17 protein-coding genes are annotated in these 21,567 nt (G+C 50.6%); all 17 read right to left on the minus strand.

Annotation, left to right across the window (positions count from 1 at the left end):
• Positions 1-168: 168 nt before the first annotated feature.
• Positions 169-591, minus strand: coding sequence for a dUTP diphosphatase (dut, locus tag DFP94_RS07325; protein WP_425459246.1), 423 nt, complete (start codon positions 589-591; stop codon positions 169-171).
• Between the two features lie 16 nt (positions 592-607).
• Complete coding sequence (locus DFP94_RS07330) at positions 608-1,861, minus strand: M16 family metallopeptidase (protein WP_114495832.1); 1,254 nt, start codon at positions 1,859-1,861, stop codon at positions 608-610.
• A 136-nt stretch (positions 1,862-1,997) separates the two neighbouring features.
• Positions 1,998-2,984, minus strand: a complete 987-nt coding sequence (locus tag DFP94_RS07335; RefSeq protein ID WP_114495833.1) for a polysaccharide deacetylase family protein — start codon at positions 2,982-2,984, stop codon at positions 1,998-2,000.
• A 151-nt stretch (positions 2,985-3,135) separates the two neighbouring features.
• Positions 3,136-5,241: a polyribonucleotide nucleotidyltransferase gene (pnp, locus tag DFP94_RS07340; RefSeq protein ID WP_114495834.1), complete on the minus strand. Its 2,106-nt coding sequence runs from the start codon at positions 5,239-5,241 to the stop codon at positions 3,136-3,138.
• 275 nt (positions 5,242-5,516) lie between these two features.
• Positions 5,517-5,786 carry a 30S ribosomal protein S15 gene (gene rpsO, locus DFP94_RS07345; RefSeq protein WP_114495835.1) on the minus strand — a complete coding sequence of 90 codons (270 nt, stop codon included), beginning with the start codon at positions 5,784-5,786 and terminating at the stop codon, positions 5,517-5,519.
• A 163-nt stretch (positions 5,787-5,949) separates the two neighbouring features.
• Positions 5,950-6,897 (minus strand): bifunctional riboflavin kinase/FAD synthetase, encoded by a 948-nt coding sequence (locus DFP94_RS07350; protein ID WP_114495836.1) that lies wholly within the window; start codon positions 6,895-6,897, stop codon positions 5,950-5,952.
• A 43-nt stretch (positions 6,898-6,940) separates the two neighbouring features.
• A complete protein-coding gene (truB, locus tag DFP94_RS07355) occupies positions 6,941-7,855 on the minus strand; it encodes a tRNA pseudouridine(55) synthase TruB (RefSeq protein ID WP_114495837.1) in 915 nt (304 codons plus the stop codon).
• Positions 7,852-8,829, minus strand: a complete 978-nt coding sequence (locus DFP94_RS07360; RefSeq protein ID WP_114495838.1) for a DHH family phosphoesterase — start codon at positions 8,827-8,829, stop codon at positions 7,852-7,854. Before DFP94_RS07360 ends, truB begins: the two co-directional genes overlap by 4 nt.
• An 18-nt stretch (positions 8,830-8,847) precedes the next feature.
• On the minus strand, positions 8,848-9,201 hold the full coding sequence (rbfA, locus tag DFP94_RS07365) for a 30S ribosome-binding factor RbfA (protein ID WP_114495839.1): 354 nt from the start codon (positions 9,199-9,201) through the stop codon (positions 8,848-8,850).
• A gap of 15 nt (positions 9,202-9,216) precedes the next feature.
• A complete protein-coding gene (gene infB, locus DFP94_RS07370; protein WP_114495840.1) occupies positions 9,217-11,901 on the minus strand; it encodes a translation initiation factor IF-2 in 2,685 nt (894 codons plus the stop codon).
• Positions 11,894-12,217 carry a L7Ae/L30e/S12e/Gadd45 family ribosomal protein gene (locus DFP94_RS07375; RefSeq protein WP_114495841.1) on the minus strand — a complete coding sequence of 108 codons (324 nt, stop codon included), beginning with the start codon at positions 12,215-12,217 and terminating at the stop codon, positions 11,894-11,896. The genes infB and DFP94_RS07375 overlap by 8 nt, the downstream gene beginning before the upstream one ends.
• Complete coding sequence (gene rnpM, locus DFP94_RS07380; protein WP_114495842.1) at positions 12,210-12,527, minus strand: RNase P modulator RnpM; 318 nt, start codon at positions 12,525-12,527, stop codon at positions 12,210-12,212. Before rnpM ends, DFP94_RS07375 begins: the two co-directional genes overlap by 8 nt.
• Positions 12,528-12,567: 40 nt before the next feature.
• The gene (nusA, locus tag DFP94_RS07385; protein ID WP_114495843.1) at positions 12,568-13,665 is read right to left on the minus strand and encodes a transcription termination factor NusA; all 1,098 of its coding nucleotides are present in this window, start codon (positions 13,663-13,665) and stop codon (positions 12,568-12,570) included.
• 50 nt (positions 13,666-13,715) lie between these two features.
• Entirely contained in the window at positions 13,716-14,177 is a 462-nt protein-coding gene (gene rimP / locus DFP94_RS07390) for a ribosome maturation factor RimP (protein WP_114495844.1), read from the minus strand.
• A gap of 152 nt (positions 14,178-14,329) precedes the next feature.
• Positions 14,330-18,646: a PolC-type DNA polymerase III gene (locus DFP94_RS07395; protein WP_114495845.1), complete on the minus strand. Its 4,317-nt coding sequence runs from the start codon at positions 18,644-18,646 to the stop codon at positions 14,330-14,332.
• Between the two features lie 158 nt (positions 18,647-18,804).
• Positions 18,805-20,256 carry a proline--tRNA ligase gene (gene proS, locus DFP94_RS07400; protein ID WP_114495846.1) on the minus strand — a complete coding sequence of 484 codons (1,452 nt, stop codon included), beginning with the start codon at positions 20,254-20,256 and terminating at the stop codon, positions 18,805-18,807.
• A gap of 21 nt (positions 20,257-20,277) precedes the next feature.
• Positions 20,278-21,552, minus strand: coding sequence for an RIP metalloprotease RseP (gene rseP / locus DFP94_RS07405; RefSeq protein WP_114495847.1), 1,275 nt, complete (start codon positions 21,550-21,552; stop codon positions 20,278-20,280).
• Positions 21,553-21,567 lie beyond the last annotated feature (15 nt).

Below are 21,567 nucleotides of genomic sequence, written 5' to 3' on the forward strand. Positions count from 1 at the left end.
ATGGTCTTGTTGGTCAAACCCTAGATCCCTCCACCCGCATAGCGGGTGGTTTTTTGTTTCGCACGCTTCGCGAGCTCAACTGGCTAAAGCCGTAACAAAAAAGGCAACGGAGACTCATGTTCCGTTGCCTTTTATTATTATCATAAAATAATGACAATGCATTCCGTGTTACTTCGTACCTGTATGACCAAACCCGCCGGCCCCGCGGAGCGTCTCCGAGAGCTCGTCAACCTGAAGCAGATTCACTTCTGGAACAATCTGGAACACCATCTGGGCAATCCGTTCATTGCGCTTGATCGCGAACGGCTCCTGGCCCAGGTTGATCAGCAGCACCTTGATTTCACCCCGGTAATCGGCATCGATCGTCCCCGGCGTGTTCAAGCAAGTGATGCCATGTTTGAATGCAAGGCCACTGCGAGGGCGAATCTGCGCTTCCAGCCCGCCCGGCATAGCGATGGCGATGCCGGTAGGCACCAAATTGCGCTGTCCGGGCTCCAGCACCAGATCCTCGGTTACAGCAGCATACAAATCGAACCCGGAGGCCAGCTCCGACATTTTGCGGGGAAGCTCGATATCTTCATTTCCCGCCATTCTTTTGATCTGTACATCAAATGACAAGTTCATCTCTCCTTATTCCCGACAGCACACGATCCGAAGCACCGACCATGGCGAGTGCATACGGCTCGCTGAACATTTTTTTCAGCACATCGTTCACATCGTTCATCGTAACGGCTTCAATGCGTTCTATCATTTCATCGAGCGTATAATGCCGTCCGATCATCAGCTCATTTTTGCCTAGACGGTTCATCCGGCTGCCCGTGCTTTCCAAGCTCAGGATCAAGCTGCCTTTTAGTTGCTCCTTGCCTTTGCGCAATTCGCTATCCGTAATGCCCTTTTCGGACACCTCATGCAGTAAATCCTTCGTCAAGTCGAGCACGTCTTTGGTCTGTTTAGGTGCCGTACCGGCGTAGACGGTGAACAGACCGCTATCCGCATGAGAGCTGTGGTAGGAATATACGGAATACGCCAGCCCCCTCTTTTCGCGGATCTCCTGAAACAGCCTTGAACTCATTCCGCCGCCTAGAGCATTGTTCAGCAGCACCATTGCATACTGTTTCGGATCCCCTGCCGGTAATCCCGGAAAAGAGATACAAATATGGTTTTGCTCCGTTTTCTTACGGTAAAACTTAAGGTCGCCGAGAAAATCCGGAGCAGACAAGGTATCCGCCGTCCCATGGTTTCCAAAGTCCCCAAAGTATTTTTCAAGCAGTTCGATAATAGAATCATCGATATTCCCCGCAACGGCAATGACTGTATTTTCGATCGTATATTTCTCTTTCATATATGATCGAAGATCCGCCGGCCCCATTGCCCGAAGCTTTTCTTCCGTCCCGAGAATAGGCAGCGCAAGCGCGTGGGTCCCATAGGCGGCTTCCGCCAGCAGGTCGTGGACCATATCATCGGGCGTATCCTCGTACATCGAAATTTCTTCCACGATCACGTTCTTCTCTTTACGCAACTCTTCCTCGTCAAATAAGGAACGGAAAAACATATCGGACAACACATCTACCGCAATCGGCAAATGCTCGTCTAATACTTTCGCGTAATAACACGTATATTCCTTGGAAGTGAATGCATTCACGTTACCGCCGATAGCATCGAATTGCTCTGCAATATCTTTGGCGCTGAAGCGTTCCGTGCCCTTGAACAGCATATGTTCAATAAAATGCGAAATCCCGCCCATTTCAGGCGTTTCGTTACGGGAACCCGTCTTCACCCATATGCCGAACGACACCGAGCGGCAGGTCGGTATTTTCTCCATAACCACCCGAAGGCCGTTCTTTAACTGCGTTTTGTTCACGACTGGCCCTCCTAAAAGTTTTACGAAGCATTACCAGCAAAGGAATACTTCGCAGTAAAACTTGCTTCGAAAGCATACGCTATGTTTTACGAACTAAACAAATGCATCATTATCCTACCAAAAAAACACCAATTCCTCAACTCCCCGGCACGGATACCCGATTTGGCGACAGCGTCTCTTCCACCGTGCCGAGATTCAGGCCCTTTTTACGGATGACCTGAATCATCCCCTTGAGCGCATCTCGCGACGAAGCGGTGGGATGCATCAGGATCAGCGATCCCGGTTCCACCTTGCTCGCGATCCTATTAACAATGGTATCGGCGGGCGGTTTTCTCCAATCGATCGTATCTAGCGTCCAAAGCACCGTCTTCAATCCTTGCTCAGCGGCGAGGCGCACCGTTCTGTCATCAAAATCTCCCGATGGCGGAGCAAACCAGCGATTGTCTGCGCCCAGTTTTTCCTTAAGCACATCCTTTGTTTTGGAAATCTCAAGTCTGGCCCGACTATCGTCCAGCTCGCTCATATTAGGGTGGGAGTAAGCATGGTTTTCCAACTGATGTCCCCGTTTCTGTATTTCCAACCCGAGATCGACGTTCTTTTTTAACCAGCTTCCATCAAAAAAGAACGTTGCCTTCACTTTTGACTCGTCCAGCGTATCCAGCATCGGCATGATATATTCGTTGCCCCAGGCGACATTGATCATCAAAGCAACCATCGGCTTGTTTGGGTTTCCGCGGTAAATGGGGTGCGCCCCGAGGTCGTCGAGATGCACCTTGGGTTTGATTTCTTTATACATATATTCAATTTCCAAACCTTCGGGCTGCAATCTCGCTTTTTGATACGTACTTTCGACGTCTACCTCCAGACCGTTATACCCTGGTATTGCTTGCCAGACCCGGTCCACAACGGCGTCAACAGGCTCAACCCTTCGCTTGGTTGCCTCTTCCTTAATCTTCACCAGCAATTTTGCCTCTCCGCGGCTGTCCGCAAAACGCCCGAAGGCATCCTGCCCGCGCTCGCGATTGTCTCGTCCTTCCACAAAGACACGGATTCCGGCAAACTGTCCAAGCACGAAGACCAAGAGCATGCAAAGAAACACAAGCGCGAACTTTTTCCGATTCATGACAGACTCATCCCTTCAGCGGGTTTTGTCCTCATCTTATGAATACCGGGTAGGAATTATGCGGACAGGCGAAATAAGGCTTTCCAAAAAAATAAAAAAGAGCCAGAATTAATTCATTCTGTCTCTTTTCCGCGCTAGAAGAGCAGCATACTCAGGATGGCGATTTTTCCGTTTCAGCGGTCAATACCGCTTTGCGGGAAAGATTAACCCGACCCTGCTGATCGATTTCCGTTACTTTTACAGTGACGGTATCACCGATGGCTAACACATCTTCCACTTTAGCCACGCGTTCCGTTGATATCTGGGAAATGTGTACGAGACCGTCTTTACCCGGCAAAATCTCCACGAAAGCGCCGAATTTCTCGATTCGTTTTACCGTACCCACATAGATTTCTCCAATAACAACTTCCTTCACGATGCCTTCGATAATCGTACGGGCTTTGTTGTTCATTTCTTCATTAGTAGAAGCGATGAATACGCGGCCGTCTTGCTCGATATCGATCTTCACGCCGGTTTCTTCAATAATTTTATTGATGATTTTACCGCCGGCACCGATAACGTCGCGGATTTTGTCCGGGTTGATGTTCATGATCATGATCTTAGGCGCATAAGGAGACAAATGTTCCTTCGGCTTTTGGATGCGATCGACCATCTTCGAGAGAATAAACATACGACCTTCCCGTGCCTGTGACAGCGCATCATTCAAAATCTGGCGGTCGATGCCATCGATTTTGATATCCATTTGAATCGCGGTAACGCCTTCCGACGTACCGGCCACTTTAAAGTCCATGTCTCCAAGGTGGTCTTCCATCCCTTGAATGTCCGTAAGGATCGACACATGCTCGCCGTCCTTGATCAAGCCCATCGCCACACCGGCTACCGGCGCTTTGATCGGAACACCCGCGTCCATCATTGCCAGCGTACTGGCGCAGATGCTCGCTTGCGAAGTCGAGCCGTTAGATTCCAACACTTCGGATACGAGGCGAATCGTATACGGGAACTCGGATTCAGGAGGGATGACCTTGGACAGCGCTCTTTCGCCGAGTGCTCCATGTCCGATTTCACGACGTCCCGGTGCACGCAGCGGACGAGCTTCGCCTACGCTGAACGGCGGGAAATTATAATGATGCATGAACCGTTTCGATTCTTCCGGATCGATGCCGTCCAAAATTTGCACATCGCCCAAAGCCCCTAACGTACATACGCTGAGCGCTTGGGTTTGACCGCGGGTAAACAGGCCGGAACCATGCGTACGCGGCAGCAGATTAATGTCGCATTCGATCGGGCGGATTTCATCCAGCTTCCGTCCGTCTGGACGAACCTTGTCATGCGTAATCAGGCGGCGCACTTCTTCTTTAACGATATCGTGCAGTACTTCCTTCACATCGCCGAGAAGCTCAGGAGACTCTATGTACTTCTCCACGAAATGGGCTACCGTTTCATCATTAATGTTGTCGATGGCATCCTGACGTGCATGCTTTTCGACGATTTTAACGGCTTCCACAAGACGCGCCTCGGCAAAATCACGAACCTCGCGATTGACGTCTGCGTTGACCGCATGCAGTTTCACTTCCATCTTTTCTTTACCTGCCACAGCAACCAGCTCTTCGATAGCAGCAACGATATTCTTGATTTCGTCATGGCCGAACATGATCGCTTCCAGCATGACTTCCTCAGGAACTTCGTTTGCTTCCGCTTCCACCATCATGATGGCGTCTTTGGTACCTGCCACGACGACATAGATGTCACTGGCTTCCTGCTGGGCAATATCCGGGTTAATGACGAATTTACCGTCCACGCGGCCAACAGCCACCCCACCGATCGGACCGTTAAACGGCACATCGGAAATACTCAGCGCGGCAGAAGTACCGATCATTGCAGCGATTTCAGGCTCGCAATCTTGATCCACACTCATCACGAGATTGACGATTTGCACGTCATTACGGAATCCTTCCGGAAACAAAGGACGGATCGGACGGTCGGTAAGACGGCTGGCGAGAATCGCCTTTTCGCTGGGACGTCCTTCCCGTTTAATGAACCCGCCGGGAATTTTCCCTACAGCATACAGCTTTTCTTCATAGTTGACCGTAAGCGGGAAAAAATCAAGATCCTTCGGTTCGGAAGATGCCGTAACCGTACACAAAACAGCCGTTTCTCCGTACCGTACCATGACAGCAGCATTCGCCTGCTTGGCCAAACGTCCGGTTTCCAGTATAAGAGGTCTTCCCCCCAACTGCATTTTTACATGTTTTTCCATGAAATCCCTCCTTGTCACAAATAACAGTTCGGTACAAGTCTCATTATTTCCTGCTTTTATTACATTCATAAACATAGAATACAACAATCGCAGAATATTATAGCGCTTGTCCTATTCACAACAAAAGCTCCTGACGGAGCTTGGACTAAGTGATATATAGTTTGACACAAAAACGTATACATTTCCAACTTTTTAAAAAGCAACCCGGAAGCACACCGTCCGCTTGATCAGCGAATCCGGCGGCAACCAGGCTGCTTCGGTAAAACAAAGGCAAATTAACGACGCAATCCGAGCTTTTCAATCAAAGCCGAGTAACGTCTAACGTCTTTGTTCTTCAAGTAAGCCAACAGCTTGCGGCGTTGACCAACCATCTTCAGAAGACCGCGACGGGAATGATGGTCCTTCTTGTGCGTACGCAAGTGGTCCGTCAAATTCACGATGTTCTCCGTAAGGATAGCAACTTGCACCTCTGGTGATCCTGTATCGGATTCATGAGTTTTGTGCTCTTCAATCAGTTGTTGTTTGCGTTCTTGAGTTAATGCCATCCTGTTCACCTCCTTTTATCTAATCGCCGTTAGCCTAGTAGCCGGACGGTGAGACCGGTAACCAAGCCAAGGTTATCGTATCCATGCGAAAATAATCCGCATAAACAACGTAAGTTAGTATAGCATAGATGACGTATAAAAGTAAATGCCGCCTACTCCCGGCCTAATCTTCGGAACTCAGCAATTGCTTTGCAGTCTCGGCATCCTTTGCAATTTGCGCCACCAATTCATCAATCCCGCTGAATTTACGTTCCTCGCGGATAAAATCGACTACCTCTACCAGCAAGGACTCCCCGTAAAGCTGACCGTTAAAATCAAATAAATGAACTTCAAATGATGGCCGTGTTTCGTTCTCATGAAAAGTTGGCTTGACACCGACGTTCATAACGCCCGAGAGCACGGTTCCCCCATAGCTAACTCGTACGGCGTAGACGCCTTTGGCTGGCAGAACGTAGGCTTCCTCCAACTGCAGGTTAGCGGTTGGAAATCCGAGCTTGCGACCACGTTTCTCCCCATGCATAACGGTTCCTTTGATCGCGTAAGGCCGGCCGAGCCAGCGGTCCACCTGCCGGATATTGCCTTCTTGCAATGCCTTGCGGATATCAGAGCTGCTGACCTTTTCGCCTTCGATCAGAAACGGCGGCACAATATTCACGTCCATCGAATCTTCGCTAAGTTGCCTTAGCATCCCGGCGTATCCTTCCCCGCGATATCCGAACCTGAAATCGAAACCAACCACAGCGGTATGAATTTGCAGCGGTACAAGCATGCCGCTCACGAAATTATGCGGACTGACACGTGAAAATGCGTCGTTAAACTCTACAATGTATAAGTAATCCACGCCCATGCCCCGGAGAATTCTTTCTTTCTCAGCCGGCGGAGTAAGATAGCCTTCATAGTCGCCTTTCTTCATGACCTCTTTAGGGTGCGGATGAAAAGTCATGACCGCCGAGGGCAATCCCTCTTCGCCTGCAAGCCGGACCGCGGATTCGATGACGCTAGCGTGACCGAGATGAAGGCCGTCAAACTGGCCGATCGCCAAAATTTGACGCTTTGCCAGAGCGGCTATGATGTCATCTGTTAATGGATAAGTTAAATGTATCGTTTCCAAAATCGTCTCACCTGCTATTTCACTCGGATTTGCTAGATTCATATTACTCCGGAAGGAAAACCTTAACCGGTGCAACGGCACCTGATTCCTCCACAAGAAAAATGCCTAAAAACTGTTGTTCCGGGCTATACAGCCTGATAGTCTCACCTTGAGCCGCAGGCGGCTGAACCACTGAACGCGACAATCGCTGGCCTTGCAGTGCGGGTTTGACCTTTTCCTCATTCACGATATGCGCTGGCAGGTGGCTAACGGCCTGATCGACGGGTATCAAACGTGACGGCAAGGTGCCGTTACGTACTTCCTCAGCCAACTGCTCCAAAGTCAGACATTGCTCTTCCCGGAACCCTGCAGACATCGTCCGTTTCAACCGTTCCATCACGGCCGGGACGCCAAGCGCCCGTCCAATATCGACACATAACGTTCGGATATAGGTCCCCTTGGAACACAGCGTCCGGAACGTAATTTTCGGATGGATAGGATCGGGGTTCATGGCCAGCAGTTCCAACTCGTGAATATTCACCTCACGCGGCTGACGCTCCACGACTTTCCCTTCACGCGCCAGTTCATACAGCCGTTTACCGTTCTGTTTCAACGCGGAATACATCGGAGGTACCTGAGAGATGGTTCCTATGAACCGTTCCAGCACTTCCTGAACCTCGGCTTCGGTCACAGAGACTCGCTCCAATCGTTCCAAGACGTTCCCTGTCATGTCTTCCGTATCCGTAGCGAGGCCCAGAACCAATGTAGCTTCATATTCTTTCGGGAGCTCCTGTAAATACTCGACCATACGGGTCGCTCGCCCCAAACACAAAGGAAGAACGCCCGTTACCGCAGGGTCCAGCGTCCCGGTATGTCCGATCCGCTTCATCTTCAGAATGCCTCGACTTTTCGCCACGACATCATGCGAGGTGAATCCGACAGGTTTCAAAATCGGCAGGATGCCTTCATAGGAATTCATAACCGCTGCTTCACCTGCTCGATCACGCTAGAAACGATCGTTTCCAAGCTTCCTTCGATCCGTGCTCCGGCAGCCCGGACATGCCCACCGCCGCCAAAGGTTTGTGCTACGCTCGCCACGTCGACTTTTCCGGCAGAACGCATACTGACCTTCACCGCATTTTCATTAATTACTTTAAACAACAGACCGACTTCGACCCCTTGAATATTACGGGGATAATTCACGATCCCCTCGAGATCCTCATGAATCGCTCCGGTGATCTTCATATCATCATCATTCACGGACACCCAGCTAATTTTGCCGTCCTCACTGATCTGAAGCCCGTTAAGGGCTCGGGTCAACAGCTTCAACTGCGGCAGTGTCACCTGCTCCAGTAGCAGCTCCGACAAGCCTGGACCATCAACGCCGTATTCGAGCAATTTTGATGCGATAGCCATCACTTTGGGTGAAGTGCTGGAATAGCGGAATCCGCCGGTATCCGTCAGAAGGCCCGTATAAATCGCGGTCGCCACATTTTGATTCATTTCCAGATTCATGAACCGGATCAAATCAAATAATATTTCTACCGTAGCCGCCGCATCGGGGACGATGAGATTATATGAACCATATCCGTCATTCGTCGGGTGGTGATCAATATTCAAAATTTCCGCATCCTCCGAAAAAAGAAGGCTGCTCTTGCCCGTCCGCTTGAAATCGGCGCAATCCACACAAATCACATGTTTATAGGACTCCGCATGCAGCGTTTTCGAAAGGTCGACGATCTTGTCAGATTTCCATAAATACTCCATCCGTTTCGGAATTGGCCCTTCGTTGACCATAACGTAATTTTTACCCAGACATGAGAGAAGCCAGCCCACCGCAAGGGTGGAACTGACTGCATCTCCGTCCGGCTGTACATGCGACACGACTAGGAAATGATCACGCTCCGTCAAAAACTGCTGCGCTTGCCGGAACTCCCGTTCATTGGTCTGCATTGCCGTCTCCTTTAAATTCTAATTTTCATCTTCGTGCGAAATATCTCCAAGCAGCTTCTCGATCCGGCTGCCATAAGCGATCGATTCGTCGATCTTGAAAATTAATTCCGGGGTGTGTCTGAGGCGTATCCGCTTGCCGAGCTCGGTACGCAAGAAGCCGCCGGCCTTTTCCAGGCCTTTCAACGAAGCTTGCTTGCTCTCCTCATCTCCAAACACGCTCAGATACACTTTTGCTTGCGATAAATCGCTTGTCACATCAACGCCGGTCACGGTGACAAATCCGATGCGGGGATCCTTAAGCCCGCTCTGGATTATCACACTAAGTTCTTTTTTGATCTGTTCGCCTACGCGGCCGGTACGATTTTTGGCCATGTGTGACACCTCACCTTATTTCGGTTCGACGGTTTCCATGATGAACGCTTCGATCACGTCGCCTTCTTTGAGGTCGTTGTAATTATCAAGGGTAATTCCGCATTCGTAACCTTGCGCAACATCCTTGGCGTCATCTTTATACCGTTTAAGCGAGTCGATTTTGCCTTCGAAAACGACGATGCCGTCGCGGATCAGGCGGGCTTCCGCAGCACGCGAAATTTTGCCCGAAGTAACCATACAACCCGCAATGGTTCCCACTTTACTGATCTTGAACGTATTGCGGACTTCGGCGTGTCCGATAACCGTTTCTTTGTAAACCGGATCCAACATCCCTTTCATCGCCTGTTCGATTTCCTCGATCGCGTTGTAAATGACGCGATGCAGACGGATATCGACTTTTTCTTGCTCCGCTGTCGCCTTCGTTTGGCTGTCCGGACGGACGTTAAAGCCGATAACGATGGCATTGGAGGCTGCGGCAAGGATAATATCGGATTCCGTAATGGCTCCGGCACCGCTGTGAATAATTTTCACGCGAACGCCTTCCACTTCGATTTTTTCCAAGGAGCCTTTAAGCGCTTCGACCGAACCTTGAACGTCTGCTTTAATAATCACGTTCAAATCCTTGATCTCGCCTTCTTTAATGTGGCGGAACAAATCGTCAAGCGTAACGCGGGTATTGGCACCGAGATCGGACTGACGCTGAGTAACCGCCCGCTTGTCGGCGATGGAGCGTGCTTTGCGCTCATCTTCAAATACCATGAACGGATCGCCGGCTTGCGGCACTTCCGTCAGACCGGTGACTTCCACCGGTGTAGAAGGTCCCGCTTCTTTCAGGCGGCGTCCCTTATCATTTACCATTGCCCGGACGCGGCCAAAACTATTCCCCGCCACGAACGCATCGCCGACTTTCAACGTACCGTGCTGCACCAGGATGCGGGCAACCGGTCCCCGGCTCTTATCGAGCTCGGCTTCGATAACGGCACCGCGGGCGCGTTTGTCCGGGTTCGCTTTATATTCATTGACTTCCGCAACGAGCAGAATCATTTCAAGCAGGTCTTCGAGGCCCATTTTTTGTTTGGCCGAAACATTGGCGAAGATCGTTTCTCCGCCCCATTCCTCCGGAACGAGACCGTATTCGGTTAATTCCTGCTTCACTTTATCCGGATTTGCGCCTGGTTTGTCGATTTTGTTCACAGCTACGATAATCGGAAGTCCGGCAGCCTTAGCATGGTTGACGGCTTCAACCGTTTGCGGCATAACGCCGTCATCGGCCGCAACGACGATAATCGTAATATCGGTTAATTGGGCACCGCGGGCCCGCATGGCCGTAAACGCTTCGTGGCCCGGCGTATCCAGGAACGTGATTTTCTTGCCGTTAATTTCGACTTGATAAGCCCCGATATGTTGGGTAATCCCGCCTGCTTCTCCGCCGGTCACGTTCGTCGAACGGATAGCATCGAGCAATGTCGTTTTACCATGGTCGACGTGACCCATGATCGTTACAACCGGTGGGCGTTCCATCAGATTCGCAGCCTCATCAACTTCCTCGATCGTTTCGAAGCGGTCATCCTCAACAGGAATCTTCACTTCCACTTCCACGCCGAAATCGCCGGCAAGAAGCAGAATCGAGTCGATATCAAGCTCTTGGTTGATCGTAGCCATGACGCCGAGCGAGATCAGCTTCTTAATAACCTCGGAAGCATCCTTATGGAGCAGTTTTGCGGTTTCGCCCACGGTCATTGTGCCGCGCACGATAATTTTCTTCGGCGTATTGTCGATCTTCTCGCGCGGAGGCTGCTGGTTATATCCGCCTCTTCCGCCACGACCGCCTTTTCCACCGCGATTGTTCTTATACCCGCCTTGACGATTATCGTCAAAGCCCTTGCTCGATTTATTATTGTTGAAATTGTTGTTATTTCCTTTTTTGAAGCCCTGATTTTGTCCACCTTGGCTACCTTGTCCGCCTTGGCCACGGTTGCCGCCAAAGTTCCCGCCGCCGCTGTTATTCCCCGGCGATGTGCTCCGGTTTGGCTGCGAACTGCGATTTCCGGCATTCCCAGGACGCGAAGCCTGCTGTCCGCCGCCTTGATTTTGAGCGCGGTTTGGTTGCGCATTGCGGTTACCCGCAGAACCTGAACCTTGACCTTGCTGAGGACGCGCCCCTTGCGATTGGCCCGATCCCTGGTGCGGACGAGTGCCTTGAGATTGATGATTCCCGCCGGATGGACGGTTGCTTCTTTCCTGAGTGGCTTGTGTGCTGCCTGAGGCAGACGTTGAGTTGTTTTGATTTGGTCTATTATTCATGCTTACCTGCTTTTCTTGTTGATTTTTTGGATTACCATGATTTTGACTGCCCTGTCCCTGATTTCCCTGGACATTTCTACTTTGTTCTCCACGCTGGCCGGTTCTTTCCCCGGCTGATGGTTTCGGTGTCTGGCTTCCTCCTGCGGAAGCCGGAGCCGTCGATTTAGCTGGTGCCTCAGCGCGTCCCGTGCCTTCTCTCTTGGCAGCGGCATTGCTCTTAATATCCTTGAAAAATTGTTCCACACGAGATACGGAGTCATTTTCCATGACACTCATATGGTTATTGACAGGAATATTAAGACGTTTAAGAATCGTAATAATTTCTTTACTGCTCATATTGAGCGATTTGGCGTACTCATACACCCTGAGTTTATCTTTGTTTTCTTGTTTACTCAATATACTCCACCTCCGACGTTTTCACGATTTCTTTGGTTATCATATCGGCAAACCCTTGATCCGTCAGTGCGAGCACGACCCGTTCCGGCTTACCTATGCTTGAACCGAGCCGCTCTCTGTCAAAACCGATAGCCAAGGGGACTTCGTACGTTGCGCACTTGTCACGGAATTTCTTCTGAGTATTCAATGATGCATCTCCTGCAACGATGACCAGTTTTGCTTCCGCAGAACGGATCATTTTCAGAACCAATTCGTCACCGGTCACCAGTTTGCCCGCTCTTGTAGCCAGACCGAGTTGGTTCAGCGCTTTACTCATCGCCGTCCTCCTCATCCCGATCCCGGCTGGAGATGAATTCTTCCTCCACCGCCAGAAAATCACGAGCCAATTGCTCATAAACCTCAGGCCCAACCGGCGCCTTTAGGGCACGATCCAGGGCCCGATTCTTGTGGGCAAGTTTGAAGCAGGCCACTTGTCCGCAGAGATAAGCTCCCCGCCCCGATTTCTTGCCGGTGAGATCGATTGAGACCTCACCTTCCGGCGAACGAACGACGCGGATCAGCGACTTCTTGGGCATCATCTGCTGGCAAGCTACACATTTGCGAAGCGGTATTTTTCTAGGTTTCATCTATAAGACCCCCGTTTCTTGCTCCCGAATCATCTAGAGATTAGTCGACGGAAACGGAATCTTGAGGCAGTTCATCATGATCGGTTTTTTCTCTTCCGAATTCCTCTTCCGCCTGGGTTTCGCTCTTGATATCGATTTTCCAACCGGTCAACTTGGCGGCCAGGCGGGCGTTTTGACCTTTGATGCCGATCGCAAGCGAAAGTTGATAGTCAGGCACGATAACACGGGCCATCTTCTCTGCTTCAAACACCAGAACTTCGAGCACCTTGGATGGGCTGAGCGCGTTTGCCACATATTCCTCGACGCTATCCGAATAACGGACGATATCGATCTTTTCGCCGCGCAACTCATTCACAATCGTTTGCACCCGCATACCTTTAGGGCCAACACAAGAACCTACCGGGTCCACTTCGTTGTTGCGGGAATAAACTGCAATTTTCGAACGGAATCCCGCTTCGCGGGCAACGGAACGAATCTCCACCACCCCGTCAAAAATCTCCGGAACTTCCAGTTCAAACAGGCGTTTGAGCAGGCCAGGATGAGTACGGGACAACAAAATTTGCGGACCCTTCGTCGTGTTCTCGACTTTGGTGATATAAGCCTTGATCCGGTCGCCATGCTTAAACTTTTCGTTCGGCATCAGCTCATTCAGCGGAAGATGGGCTTCCACTTTACCCAGATCGACGAAAATGTTACGCAAATCCTGGCGTTGCACAATCCCGGTGACAATATCTTCTTCCTTCTCTACAAATGCGTTGTAAATCAGGCCGCGCTCCGCCTCGCGAATGCGCTGCGTAACAACTTGCTTCGCGGTTTGGGCTGCAATGCGCCCGAAGTCGCGCGGAGTCACTTCAATTTCTGCGATATCTTCCAGCTGAAAGCTCGGATTAATCTCACGGGCAGCCGGTACCGAAATTTCCGTGCGCGGATCCAGGACTTCCTCCACTACGAGCTTACGCGCGAATACTTTGATCGCACCGGTATGGCGGTTCATATCTACCCGGACATTTTGCGCCGTATTAAAGTTACGCTTGTAACTGGAGATCAGAGCAGCTTCAATCGCTTCGAACAAAATATCTTTGCTGATCCCTTTTTCCCTTTCCAATTCATTCAAGGCTTCGATAAAATCCATACTCATTTGCCTCGAGTTCCCCCTTTCATAGTCCCTTGCATTCACTGCACCTTTTGTTAGAAAATAATGGCCAACCTAGCGCTGGCAACTTTGCTGTATGGGATGGTATGGCTCTTTTTGCCGATTTCAATGACAAGCTCCTCGCTTTCAAAAGAAAGAAGCCGGCCTTCGAATTCTTTCAAGCCGTCCAACGGTTCATATGTAGTTACAAATACATCTTTACCGACGGCCTTCAATACATCTTCCGCTTTTTTCAACGGACGTTCCGCCCCGGGGGAGGACACTTCAAGAAAATACGCGGTTGGAATCGGATCGTTCTCATCCAGCTTTTCGCTCAGAAATTCGCTGATTCGACCGCAATCATCGATATCGATGCCTCCGTCTTTGTCCACGAATACGCGAAGGAACCAATTGCTCCCTTCCTTGACGTACTCGATGTCAACCAATTCAAAGCCGTTCTCATCCAGATAAGGTTTGACCATCTCTTCCACGGCCGCTTTGATCTTCGGTGTGCTCAAGCGTACATTACCTCCATATAATTCTTTCCTATATACCAAAGAGTAAAGAGTGGGTTTCCCCACTCTTTAAGCAACGGTTCTATCTTCATGATTACCAAAAAAATTATAACATAGTCCGGTAATAGTGACAAGTAAAACGCCTTTACGCCGGGCTAAAACAGCGATAGCTGATTGCTTTCCGGCAGCCCGCGGAAACAGCCCATCGTGCCGAGCAGTTCGACGATCGTCTTGCTCGCCTTCGACTTTTGCTGAAAATCCTCGATCGAGAGGAATTCCCCTTGTTCCTTAGCAGCTGCAATGTTTCGGGCAGCGTTGTCGCCGATGCCCGCCAGCGCGGAAAACGGCGGAATAAGCGCATCGCCGTCGACGATGAATTTCGTCGCGTCGGAGCGGTACAAGTCGATTCCCTTAAAGCGGAATCCGCGGGACGTCATTTCCAGCGCCATTTCCAGAATCGGCAGCATGTTTTTCTCCTTCGGCAGCGCTTGGAAGCCCTTTTGCTCAATCTCTTCGATTTTGCGATAAATGGCTTCATAGCCCTGGCAGAACAACTCGATATCGAAATCCTCGCCCCGTACAGTGAAATAAGTTGCGTAATATTCAATCGGATGATACAGCTTGAAATACGCGGTACGCACTGCCGAAATAACATAGGCCGCGGCATGCGCTTTCGGGAACATGTACTGGATCTTCAAGCAGGAGTCGATATACCATTGCGGCACTTTGCATTTCTTCATCTCATCGATCCATTCCTGCGACAGCCCTTTCCCCTTACGGACGCTCTCCGTAATTTTGAAGGCCAGGCCGGCGTCCATACCCGCCTTATAGATCAAGAACAGCATAATATCGTCACGACAGCCGATTACGGTCTTGATGTTGCAGGTTCCGTTCTTGATCAAATCCTGAGCATTCCCCAGCCATACACCGGTGCCGTGGGACAGTCCGGAAATCTGTAGCAAATCCGCAAAGGAGGACGGTTGCGATTCCACGAGCATCTGGCGGACGAACTTCGTTCCCATTTCGGGAACGCCGTAGGTGGCTACCGGGGTCCGAATTTGCTGCGGTGAAACTCCAAGCGATTCCGTGGAATTGAACATGCTCATCACTTTCGGATCGTTCATCGGGATACTCGTCGGATCGATGCCCGTCAAATCCTGCAGCATCCGCATCATGGTCGGATCGTCATGACCCAGAATATCAAGCTTGAGCAAGTTTGCGTCAAAAGCATGATAATCAAAATGCGTCGTCATCCATTCCGCGCTTGTATCGTCGGCAGGATACTGCACCGGCGTGATATCTTCAACCTCGATATAGTCCGGAACGACCACGATCCCCCCAGGGTGCTGGCCCGTGCTCCGCTTCACGCCGGTGCAACCTGCAGCCAAACGGTTGAGCTCGGCGCCGCGCCAGCTTTTGTGATGTTCTTCTTCATATTTTTTCGTGAATCCGAACGCGGTCTTCTCCGCCACCGTACCGATCGTTCCGGCACGGAACACGCTTTTTTCTCCAAACAGTACTTTAGTGTAATTGTGCGCCTGAGGCTGATATTCGCCGGAAAAGTTAAGATCGATATCGGGTACCTTGTCGCCCTTAAAACCAAGGAACGTTTCGAACGGAATATCCTGGCCTTCTCCCTTAAGTTTGTTCCCGCATTTCGGGCAGTCCTTATCCGGAAGGTCGAAACCGCTTGGCACGCTGCCGTCGAGGAACCATTCGCTGTATTTGCAGTCAGGATTCAAGCACATATAATGCGCAGGCAACGGATTTACTTCGGAGATCCCAAGGAAGGTCGCCACGACGGACGAGCCTACAGATCCCCGCGAACCAACGAGATAACCGTCCTGGTTCGACTTTTTCACCAGTCGTTCCGAAATCAAGTAGTTCGCCGAGAACCCGTATTTGATGATCGGCTCCAACTCTTTCTCCAGTCGCTTGACGACTACGTCGGGAAGCTCTTCGCCATAAATGGATTTCGCCGTTGCATAACACGTATTACGGATTTCTTCATCCGCCCCATCGATAATCGGCGTATACAGCTTGTCCGAAAACAATTCGAGTTCCTCAAAGGAATCCGCCAGATCGGAGGTGTTTTTAACGACGACCTCAAAGGCTTTATCCTTCCCCAGAAACCCAAACTCCTCCAGCATTTCGTCCGTCGTACGCAGGTGCGCATCCGGTTTGCGGATGTCCTTAAGCGGGCTGAACCCGGTAATCCCGTGAATGGTGATATCGCGGTATAACTTGTCGCGCGGATCCAAGTAATGAACGTTCCCGGTGGCGACAACCGGCTTTCCGAGCCGCTCGCCGATCTCCACTACTTTCCGGATCGCCGTTTTCAGTTCCTCAGCGCTGCCTACGAGCCCCTTGTCCACCAAGTGCATATACATCGTAAGCGGCTGAATCTCCAGCACATCGTAAAACCCGGCAATTCCTTCGGCTTCTTCCACCGATTTGTTCAGGACCGCCTCGAAAAACTCGCCCTTTTCGCATCCCGAAATGATGAGCAGACCTTCCCGCATTTCCGCAAGCTTGGACTTCGGTATACAGGCGACACGCTTAAAATACTGGGTATGGGACATAGAGATGAGCTTGAATAAATTTTTCTTGCCGGTCATATTTAAAGCGTAAATGCCGCAATGAAACGGACGAGCATTGGACAAATCCTTACCTACCTTGTCGTTCAGACGCTCCAATGAGGTAATGCCCTCGATTTTACCCGCATCCTCAATGAGGCCGTTCAAAATTTGTCCCAACGCCAACGTATCGTCGATCGCGCGGTGATGATTTTCCAGCGAAACTTTATATTTGGCCGCCAGCGTATTCAAGCGGTGATTTTTCATGGAAGGGAACAACATTCTGGCCATCTCGAGCGTATCGAGTACCGGATTCTTCATGACAGGCAGACCGAGTTCCTTCAGCTTCGCATTCACGAAGTCCACGTCGAACCGGGCATTGTGCGCTACCAGAATCGCATCTTTGGCAAACTCGATAAATTGCTTGAGTACCGGTTCCACTTCCGGAGCATCCTGAACCATCTCATCATTGATATTGGTCAGTTGCTGGATATGATACGGGATTCGCTCATGCGGATTAACGAAGGTGGCATACCGGTCGATCTCTTTACCCTCACTCATTTTGACGGCGGCGATTTCAATGATCTTGTTCTGCGTAACCGACAGGCCCGTGGTCTCGATATCGAATACGATGAAAGTCGTCGTCTTCAAATCATCGGCACGGGGATTAAGTACGACCGCCACATTGTCGTTGACAACATTGGCTTCCACCCCGTAAATCATTTTGATTCCGTTTTTCTTCGCCGCTTTGGCCGCGTCCGGATAACATTGAATACCGCCGTGATCCGTAACGGCAATCGCTTTATGGCCCCACTTGGCCGCCATTTTGACGTAATCTCCGATCGGGGTAACCGCGTCCATCGTGCTCATCGTCGTATGCAGGTGGAATTCCACCCGCTTTTCTTCGGCGTTATCCTTCCGGGTCGGCGGCGCAGAAATTTCGCATAAATCGGAAGGGATCATCACAAGTTCAGGGATTTGCATGAACCGGTCCATCTCCACTTTACCGCGAGCCTTCACCCATTTCCCGTTAGCCAGTTGCCCCATAACTTTCAAGTCTTCCTTGTTCTTGGCAAACATCTTCATTTGCAAGGAATCGGTAAAGTCGGTCAGATAAAATGTAAACAGTGTATTTCCGTTTCGGAGTTCCTTACGATCCAATCCGAAGATCGTACCTTGAATCGTAATTTTCTTCTCTTCGTCCTGAATGTTCTGGAGCGGCACAGGCTGTTCTTTAATATCATAGCCAATCTGCAGCTTGATGGCTTCCCCATCCACTTCTTCAGGCGGAGCTTCCACGGTCATGCTCTCCATCAATTGCTGAATCACTTCACGTTCTTCTTCCACGATCCGCTGTTGAAACTCTTCAAAGGCATCGCTGCTGTTTTCGCCCGATAGCAGCTTCGCCCGGAGGCTTAAGCCGAAATAGGTTTCAAAGAAAGACGTAATGGCCCGGTCGATGCCTTTTTTACGAGCCAATTCCAGGGTCATGGCATCGGTGAAGGTCACTGACACGAGATCGCCTTCAACTTCATGGGCTGCCCGAGCCATCCAGCCATTGACCGACGGCACCTCCCGCTGCACCCATTCCAGGAACAGTTTCCAATATTCCTGTACGATTTCGCTTGCACCGATTTCTTGCTCATAACGGTATAAAAAAGAGATGCGTGCGATATGCTCCATCCGTTCCTGTACTCGCAGGCAAAACGTACGATAGACCTGCGCTGGAACGAGCGTAGTTTTGCAAAGTGTAATCTTCCATTCCTTGTTGGTTCTGCTTACTTCCACCCGATCGATATAACCATCGAGAAAATACGGATCGACAACGGTTGACGGCATCTCCGCCTGCTTCATCAGCAGTTCGAGACGCGTTCTTTTTCCCTGAGTGTCGGACATGATTTCCCCTCCCATACGACACGCTTGCTGATAAGTCCAAAGTGACGCTTCAATATTTCATTGATTCTCAAACAGCAAGGCTTCCGGCGCTGGAGGCCGACAGGTGTATGACCTGTCGGCAGTTTCCTGCCGGAAGCCTTCCAATAGATAGTATGTGACTAGTAGGCTCTGGCAAAAACAACCGTATGTTGTGCTTGTTCCCCGCACACCAGACAAGTGGTTTTTGTAACTTCGGGCTTAAATGGAATGTTCCGGCTTGTCGCTCCAGTTTCTTCCTTGACATGACGTTCGCAAGCTTCGGAACCGCACCAGCCCGCGAGAGTGAAGCCGCGCTTTTCTTCAATACTGGCTTTCATTTCATCCAGGGTGTCCACGGTATAGAAGTGTTCTTCCCGGAACGCTTTGGCGCGGTCGAACATCTCCTGGTGCACTTGATCCAACATGGCTTTGACTTCTTCCACCAGATTATCCTGGGATACCACTTTCTTCTCTCCGCTGATCCGGGAGACAAGCACGCAAACCCCGTTTTCCATATCGCGAGGACCGATTTCCAGACGAACCGGCACACCGCGCATCTCATATTCATTAAACTTCCAGCCCGGACGGACGTCCGAACGGTCGTCAATACCAACGCGAACGCCGGCTTTTTTCAATTCGGCAAACAGCTCGTCCGCCCGGCCCACAACATCATCCCGAGTTTTTGGCGGACCGATCGGAATAATCATGACTTGCTTAGGTGCCACTTTAGGCGGCAAAGCGAGACCTCGGTCATCGCCGTGAACCATGATGAGCGATCCAATCAACCGCGTGCTGACGCCCCATGATGTCGTATGCACGAACTCGCGGACATTGTCCCGGTTCAAATATTGAATATCGAAAGCCGTTGCAAAATTGGTTCCGAGATAGTGCGACGTCCCGGCCTGAACGGCACGTCCATCTTTCATCATCGCTTCGATGGAATACGTATCGACCGCACCGGCAAATTTCTCGGAAGGGGTTTTCTGGCCTACGATTACGGGAATGGCTAAATAATTTTCGACGAAATCGCGGTAAATCTCCAGCATCCGCATTGTTTCTTCACGAGCTTCCTGTTCGTTCTCATGCGCGGTGTGGCCTTCCTGCCACAGGAATTCGCTTGTACGAAGGAACGGCAAAGTCCGTTTCTCCCAACGAACTACATTGGCCCACTGATTGATCAGTACCGGCAGATCGCGATAGGATTGAATCCATTTTTCGTACATATGCCCGAACATCGTTTCGGAAGTCGGGCGGATCGCCAGACGTTCCTCTAACTTTTCGCCTGCTGCTTCGGTTACCCAAGGAAGCTCGGGATTGAAGCCCTCAACGTGCTCCTTTTCCTTTTGTAAAAAGCTTTCGGGAATAAACAGCGGGAAGTAAGCATTACGGTGTCCCGTTTCTTTAAAACGCCGGTCCAACTCGGCCTGGATATGCTCCCAAATTTCATAACCATCCGGTTTGAAAACAATGCAGCCGCGCACGGGCGAATAATCCATCAAATCTGCTTTTTTGATTACATCGATGTACCAGCGGGAAAAGTCTTCTCCCTGCGGGGTAATTTCCGTTACAAATTGTTTCTCCTCATTAGCCATTAAAACCTAATCCTCCCGTTATTAGCCTATCAATCGCAATATATCATTATAGGTGACTGCAATCATCAGCAGGAACAGCATCGCAAACCCGATGAAATGCACCAGCCCTTCCCGGTTCGGATCCACCGGTCTGCCACGCAGCACCTCCACTCCCAAGAATACGAGCCTGCTTCCGTCCAATGCCGGGATCGGCAGCAGATTGAAAATCCCCAGGTACAGGCTAAGAATAGCAGCCCAGTAGGTCAATTGGACGACGCCTTGCTTGGCGATTTTCCCCGTTACTTCAAATGTACGAACCGGTCCGCCCAGGTCGTCCATCGAAAACTTGTTGATCAGTTGCTGAAACCCGAGAAAAATCGCTTTAGTCGTGTAGACCATGTCTTTACCCGCCACGGTAAACGTCTCTCCAAATGAAGCGCTCCGCGTAGGGAAGTAAGTAATGATCGTGCTACCTACTTTACCGCCTTCCTCATTGTCCACGGACCGCGGAGTAAGGGCAATCGTCAGGTTTTGATCTCCCCGTTTAACGCTCCATTCCATCGGCTTGTCTTTGGACGCCTTGATCATATCGATCAATCCGTTAGCGTCGGTTCCGACCGGCTTGCCGTTTATGGAGACGATAATATCTCCCTCCATGACGCCGGCTTCAGCCGCGGGCATGCCTTTCATCACTTCGCCGATTTGCAGATGGCTGGGATCCGCAAGCGGAATTCCGGCCATTTGCGTATGGAGTGCAAAGAGCACGAAAGCAAGGATAAAGTTCATCAGAGGTCCGGCAAAAATAGACAGGGCACGCTGCCCTACTGTTTTGCTCCCATATTGACGATCTTTAGGAGCGATTTGCGTTTCTTTGCCTTTCGCCACCAGCATCGCTTGCGGGTGAACGCGATAGGTCAGTACCTCTCCATCTACATCGAGTTTGACCTGCAAACGCTCTTCCAGATCCACCTCATTCACTTCGCCGCGGATTACATTTTTGCGGCTGTCAAGCCGATCGAGATATATTTTCCGGACTTCATCCCCATCCAGTCTCAAGGCTACGGTTTGCCCGTTCGTGATCTGAACCAGTTCCGGATCTTCGCCGGCCATCCGGGCATAGCCGCCGAAAGGCAGCAGTCTTAGCGTAAACTGCGTCTCGTCTTTCTTATAGGAAAACAGCTTAGGACCGAAACCGATGGCGAACTCGCGAACGAGTATCCCCGCCCGTTTAGCGAAGAAATAATGTCCCCATTCATGCACCGTGACAATCACAAAGAACATGAAAACAGTCAAAAATATGATCTTAATCAATTCCAAGCGTAAGCATCCTCC

The organism is Fontibacillus phaseoli, from assembly GCF_003337355.1.
Classification (GTDB): Bacteria; Bacillota; Bacilli; order Paenibacillales; family Paenibacillaceae; genus Fontibacillus; species Fontibacillus phaseoli.